The 6,379-nt window shown below is 43.5% G+C and carries 6 protein-coding genes; 3 read left to right on the top strand and 3 right to left on the bottom strand.

Annotation, left to right across the window (positions count from 1 at the left end; all coding sequences use genetic code 11):
- Window positions 1-929 precede the first annotated feature (929 nt).
- A complete protein-coding gene (locus tag QUB63_RS30495; RefSeq protein ID WP_332949114.1) occupies window positions 930-1,136 on the bottom strand; it encodes a hypothetical protein in 207 nt (68 codons plus the stop codon).
- Between the two features lie 207 nt (window positions 1,137-1,343).
- Here QUB63_RS30495 and QUB63_RS30490 point away from each other — a divergent pair, with 207 nt between their 5' ends.
- Window positions 1,344-2,216 carry an S-methyl-5'-thioadenosine phosphorylase gene (locus QUB63_RS30490; RefSeq protein WP_332949113.1) on the top strand — a complete coding sequence of 291 codons (873 nt, stop codon included), beginning with the start codon at window positions 1,344-1,346 and terminating at the stop codon, window positions 2,214-2,216.
- Window positions 2,217-2,655: 439 nt separating this feature from the next.
- Window positions 2,656-3,738, top strand: a complete 1,083-nt coding sequence (locus QUB63_RS30485; RefSeq protein WP_332949112.1) for an HNH endonuclease — start codon at window positions 2,656-2,658, stop codon at window positions 3,736-3,738.
- A gap of 89 nt (window positions 3,739-3,827) precedes the next feature.
- Here QUB63_RS30485 and QUB63_RS30480 read toward each other — a convergent pair whose 3' ends face one another.
- Window positions 3,828-5,054, bottom strand: a complete 1,227-nt coding sequence (locus QUB63_RS30480; protein ID WP_332987632.1) for a tetratricopeptide repeat protein — start codon at window positions 5,052-5,054, stop codon at window positions 3,828-3,830.
- Between the two features lie 76 nt (window positions 5,055-5,130).
- Here QUB63_RS30480 and QUB63_RS30475 point away from each other — a divergent pair, with 76 nt between their 5' ends.
- Complete coding sequence (locus QUB63_RS30475; RefSeq protein WP_332949110.1) at window positions 5,131-5,622, top strand: WbuC family cupin fold metalloprotein; 492 nt, start codon at window positions 5,131-5,133, stop codon at window positions 5,620-5,622.
- A 157-nt stretch (window positions 5,623-5,779) separates the two neighbouring features.
- Here QUB63_RS30475 and QUB63_RS30470 read toward each other — a convergent pair whose 3' ends face one another.
- Complete coding sequence (locus QUB63_RS30470) at window positions 5,780-6,283, bottom strand: hypothetical protein (RefSeq protein WP_332949109.1); 504 nt, start codon at window positions 6,281-6,283, stop codon at window positions 5,780-5,782.
- Window positions 6,284-6,379 lie beyond the last annotated feature (96 nt).

Below are 6,379 nucleotides of genomic sequence, written 5' to 3'. Positions count from 1 at the left end.
TGTTTGAGTTTTCTGACTATATGATACTACTATTGTTTATTGATGCTTACAAACTTAATGAAGTTTTATGATACCAATCCTGAATCTGTAGGGAAACGGCAATGCCTTTGGTAGTGTCAACAATCGCCTGAAACCCCTAATAAATCTCGTTTATCCCTCTTGCCGGCTCCCCCTCGCATCCCCCTACTCGACCCCTACTCCCCGAATCGTTGCGGGCACGCAAGAGTGCTTCTTGTCCCCCCCGAATCGTTGCGGGGGCGCCGGGGGGATCGGGTCTTAATTGCCGGCGCAGCAATCTGTAACTACGTTTGACGTGTTTGTTGACACTACCAAAGGCATTGCCGGCGCAGGATTCTGCAATTTTCAAGAGAATTATTGCATAAATCTTTGAGCGATCCCGAAACCGCAGATGCAACGCAGATGAATTTCAAGATTGTTGGCGGCTTCTGCAATCTTGTCTTTTCTTTAAACTCTTGTGGGGTTGGCTTCGACGCCTCCCCAAAACTTATACCATGCGTGAAAAAGTCTTGGTACAATTATTAATTATCTAGAAATCATCGGTCATTGGCCTAACTCTCCGCCGGACACGGCAGTGCCGTTTCCCTACAGATGAGATATTCTATATCTAGCAATTTTGTTCATAATTGGTATTAAATTAAAACTCACAAGAGCTTAATTTTAGCAAGACTTTTTTAAACTTGTATTAATTGCTAAAACCATTGTTTTTCTTGCCAAATACCGAATGCTGAATCTTATTTGTCCGCAGCGAGTGAAACGTAAGCGTTGCCATACGCTTTTCTCGCAGCAGACAAATCAAACTATCCAAGATAGTCTTATTTTTTAATTCAAAATTAGATCGCCGAAGCAGATTACCGCCCGAACTAAGTTCCAGCAGATACAGGCTAAAACACAAATTTTTTAAAGTCGCTCTATTCCACAACCAGAATCAATCCGTTTCGGATACCCTGATAGACTCGGTTAATCTCAAACCGATCTTTTTCGTTGAGACGGTTTGCCGAAAGCATTGCTGACTTCAGCAGCCGCCTGTCGAGGGGGGTAATTTGGCGGAAGGCAAAGATTCGCTGGACGATCGCCTCGATCGCTATTTTGGGTACATTAGCAGAACTGACTGTCATTATCTCAACACCTTAGAAGTAGGTAACAGAACTCTGTACTTTTATTTTTAAAGATTTAGTGAAGATACATTGTGATTAAGATCACATTTTATTTGTAACAATATAGTGTATGTACAGTAACTATTGTCACAAAAATTAAATAATCTTTACGCTAACTTAACGACGGCCCGATAAAATCACTCTTGTAAAACTCAGGCAGAGGGTAAAATGGCACAGGCAAAAATCGGCATTATCGGCGGCAGCGGTTTGTATAAAATGGAGGCCCTCAAGGATATTGAAGAGGTGAAAATTGATACACCTTTTGGCGCGCCATCTGATGCAGCCATTGTGGGAACATTGGACGGTACGCCCGTCGCATTTCTGGCAAGACACGGCCGCAACCACACTTTTTTGCCCTCAGAAGTCCCCTATCGGGCAAATATTTATGCCATGAAGAGTCTGGGAGTTGAGTATTTAATCTCAGCGTCGGCGGTTGGTTCCCTGAAAGCAGAGGCCAAACCTTTAGATATGGTAGTGCCGGATCAGTTTATCGATCGTACAAAAAATCGAGTTTCTACCTTTTTTGGAGAAGGAATTGTTGCTCACATCGCATTCGGCGATCCGGTTTGCCGCGAATTGGCTAAAGTATTGGCAAGTGCGATCGAATCCTTGAACCTCCCCGACGTTACCCTGCACCGGGGCGGCACTTACGTCTGCATGGAAGGCCCCGCATTTTCCACAAAGGCAGAATCCCACCTTTACCGCAGTTGGGGGGCGACAGTCATCGGGATGACAAATTTGCCCGAAGCAAAATTAGCCAGAGAAGCAGAAATTGCCTACGCAACTTTAGCATTAGTCACAGACTACGACTGCTGGCATGAGGATCACGACAGCGTAACAGTAGAAATGGTAATAGCAAATTTGCACCGCAATGCAGAGAATGCTCAAAAAGTTATTCAAGAAACAGTACGGAGGTTAACAGAAAATCCCCCCGTTTCCGAGTCGCATTCAGCTTTGAAATATGCAATTTTGACTCGGCTGGAGCAAGTGCCGACGGCAACTAAGGATAAAATGGGTTTGTTGTTGCAGAAATATTTGTAATTAGTCATCGGTTTCGCGCCAGTAAATACCACAATCTTGAGCGAGCGAATACTATCCGTCGGGGTCATGTCAACTATCTAATCGTGAAAGTAATTTTACGAGCAGTTGATGACCCCGATCAATGATTAATAATTGCTAGAACTTCCTCTCGTGTGAGAACAGTTGGCATAGAACGACTTCTTTTTGCTCGTACTGGATCAAGTTGTAAATCTAATTCTAAGTTGCGGATTATTGTGACTTAGGAGTTGAATATACGAAAATTTTCGGTATAATAATAAATATTTGGCTTGCTTAGTCTAAGTAAACAGCCATCTCTATAAATTTTACGTGGGAAGGAAAACTTACATTGGATTTCACACCACAAGTTAGGAATACAGCCAACTAGCCAGCTCTCGATCGGTGTGATTGAATAGCTCATGAAATACCAGGAGTCAGAAACGTGCCAGATAGTCACAATATTAATGAAGTAATTTTTGAAGAGAGAGATACTGAAATTTTCCATATCCCTGACACTAAAACCAAGCTTTCAACACTGCAAAATTATTTCTTCCCTCGGCTAGAGACGTTACTGCGTTATACCCTTGATGTTGTGGCGCTAGTCTACAATGTGAATCCTTACGAGAGAATGACTTTTGCCTACTCTCCAAGTCATCGAGATAAAGCAAAGGAGAACAAAGACTATGGCTTTGTTCATATTGGAATTATTGCAAAACGGGGTGACCAACCGCTCAAAATTCTCAAGAGAAATGGACAGCCATTCTTTCATCATCCCACTTATCTGACGTTTAAGGTATTTCCGAGTGGAACAATTCATGCTGAGCTAATGCCATTTCGTCAAGGCGTAGATGATGCTTACGTGGCAAGAATTTCACAACTTGTCGCTAAGTATAGCGAGGTTTTAATGCCACTATTATCGGTAGCACGTATTTCACATACGACGTATAATCCTGAATTTGAAGTTCTGCCTCTTCATCAGGCAATTGTGCCTGATGAAGTAGGGTCAGATGCTATAAGGTTGATGTCACCAAAATACTACTTTCCTGTCAGTCCAGGGCGAGGATTGTCTGAACTAATTATTGCATTCATCCTCTTATACGCTTTAGCAGAATCATTTATTTGTATTGGTGAAGGACGAGAACCTCAGCTTGAAAATAGGCTTGAGCAATTCAAAGAATTTTATCTCGCTTTTAAAAATACCGAAAATGACATAGAAACAGAAGAAAGCGAGGAAGAAGATTTCGATTCTTCAGAAATGCCTGAACTAGACAGTTATTCTTTTGTGAGACCAGGTAAATGGTGGGGTGTACTTGCTAGAGATAAATGGAAATGTCTTAGCTGTGGTAGATCGGCACGGGAAGATGGAGTTTTATTGGAAGTTGACCACATTATCCCCCGCTCAAAAGGTGGTTCTAACGATATGAGTAATCTACAAACTCTTTGCAAAAAGTGTAATATTGGCAAAAGTAATCGAGACAGCACAAGACTTTGTGTGACTTCTGATGAATTGATAGATCGAATGTAGATAGCGTAATTTTTCGGTGGGTGACTTTTATGAGTCACCAGTGATAAATTTGAAATAATTTGTGGTCACGCAGCCTAGAATTACAGCTATTAACTTATCAACTGCTTGAAGGCGTCGTGTTCGCGAATCTTCTCTAAATCAGCTTCAGTTTTTGCCAACTCTTTACACAAATTCGGATTGAGATTCAGGGCGCGCTTTAAATTTTCAATTGCTAATTCAATTTTACCTTGTAGCGCATAACATCGGGCTTTATTGTACCATATTCTGTAAAAATCAGGTCGAATTTTAGCAGCATTATCGTAAGAATCAATTGCGGATTCGTACTTTTGCAATTTGGAAAGTGCAACGCCTCGATTGTTCCAAGCGTCAGTATAATCATTTTTGATTTGTAGGGCTTGATTGTACGAAATTACTGCTTGTTCGTATTCCTGCATTTTAGAAAAAGCAACGCCTCGGTTGTTCCAAGCGTCGGCATAATCTGGTTTGGCTTGAATTGCTTGTTCGTAACAGCCGATCGCCTCCTGGTACTTCTCCAACTCCAACAATACCACGCCTCGATTGTTCCAAGCGTCGGGATAATTGGGGCGAATTGTCGTCGCTTGTTCGTAAGATGCGATCGCCTCTGGATACCGCTGCATTCTAGTGAGCACAACTCCCCGGTTGTTCCAAGTATCGGCTAAATCCGGCTGAATTTGCAGGGCCTGATTGTAAGCTGCGATCGCATCTTCATAGCGATTTTCAAAGAAACAAGCATCTCCCTGTTTGGCATAGTCGGCTGCGGTCAACAACTGTTGATAATTGCCGTAGTTAACCGGAGCAAATTCTTGAATTTGGGCGTCTGGCAATAAAAGGTCTGTTTCTGCATCCGCTGGGTGACTTTGGTGTTGAATTTCGCCTAAGATACTTTCAGCATCGGAAATTAATAGCTTTAATTGAGAGATTGTATCGTAGCGGAGACTTTCGATCTCTTGGCGAGCAATTGTTGTCTGCTTGGAGAATTTGCTCCACAGCAACCAAACACCGACTCCGGCTGCTGTCGGAAACAATGTTAAGGCAATTACGAGCCCGTTCAGCAGCAGGGCCGTGCGCCCGAAAGCTGTGTCAACTTCTTCTTGAACTCGATCGCGAATTTCGTCTTTCAGTTGCTGCTGTGACAATTGCTGCTGAACAAACAGTGCCGCCGCCCTCGGTTGGGACGCAGAAACGGTACTCGCGCAGACTAGAATAGTCAAAAGGGCGATCGGGCTAATACTGATTCTAAAAATACTTGACAAACGCATTGCCTTAGTGATACGCACCTGATTTGCGATTTTCATATGCCAAGAAATGCTGGTAAAGATGATCTCAGCCTAGCCCATTTGTTCAAAAACTATTAAATACAGGATATCTGTTGTGCAGCCTTCTCCGATCAAGTGTTTGACGCAAGAATTGCTAGACGAAGTTGCAGCTTCCTCCCGCAGCAGCCCCCGCCAGCGACAAAACTACAATTTCCACGATTTGTCAGAAAAGGTGCAGCGGTTTGTCAACGTGCTGCAACGGGGCACTTACGTCCGCCCCCACCGACACCTGCGCCCGCCCGAGGTTAACGGTTTTGAGTTTTTTGTCGTGATTCAAGGAGAAGTCGGTATTCTTATTTTGAATGAAAACGGTCAAATCTTGCGATCGTTGCGAGTCAGTGCGGCCGGGCCCACTCGCGCTGTGGAACTTCCAGAGGGCACTATTCACACGTTAGTAGCTTTGGCACCGGATACTGTGATTTTGGAGTTCAAGGAAGGGCCTTATCAGGTGGAGGCGGATAAAGACTTTTTGCCTGGTTTTCCGGCTGAGGGAACTGCGGCGGCGCGCGAATTAGTCGGGATTTGGGAAGCGGAATTTAACAGTTGACTGTTGACTGTTAACTGTTGACTGTTAACTGTCAAACGATTTTAGATTTTGGATTTTGGATTTTGGATTGGGGATTGAAGATTTTTGATTGTCAACTGTCAACTGTCAACCCCTCGGCTTCGCTCGGGGCAAGCTGTCAACCCTCAACTGTCAACTGTCAACTGTCAACTGTCAACTGACTGATGAATCTAATTGTTGTCATCCGATTGTATAAATCTGGGGCGGTGCGAATGATTTTTCTCAGAAGTTCATCTGTCACCCAAAAGACGACGGGAAAGGAAAATTTTTTGCTGAATTCGCTGCATACTAGGTTGGTAGAAATCAGCAATCGATCGATCGGCTCCACAGATTCCAAACCGAGGATCATTAAAGCTGGAGGCGGCTCGCCGTCTACTTCTGCGGAGATTGTCGTGTAGAGAGTTGTCGCCGATTTTGGCAAAAACAGTTGCTGGGGTTTTTGGGCAGAAGTTGCTTGCAGTCGATCGACTATTTGCTCCCGCAAAGCCAGCGAGTTGCAGTGGACTAAAACGAAAGAAAAGTAACCTTGGGAAAGACGGAGCGCCCGAATTAAAGTTGAGAAGGACCGCTCGTTATATTTAGCTGAGTCGTACTTAGCTGCATCGTCTTTGGCTGTATTTTCTGAGCTGTTCTCGACAAACATAAATTGCAGGTCTGTTATCTAATTTTAGAGACTTTCTATATTAAATGGTGTTTCTAAAGAAAATCTGAAGGTCGCCCAAAAATCTGGAAAACATTC

This window comes from Microcoleus sp. ARI1-B5, from assembly GCF_036705795.1.
Taxonomy (GTDB): Bacteria; Cyanobacteriota; Cyanobacteriia; order Cyanobacteriales; family Microcoleaceae; genus Microcoleus.
Note: the sequence above shows the minus strand (reverse complement) of the source record. Positions and strands in the feature narration are given on the sequence as shown.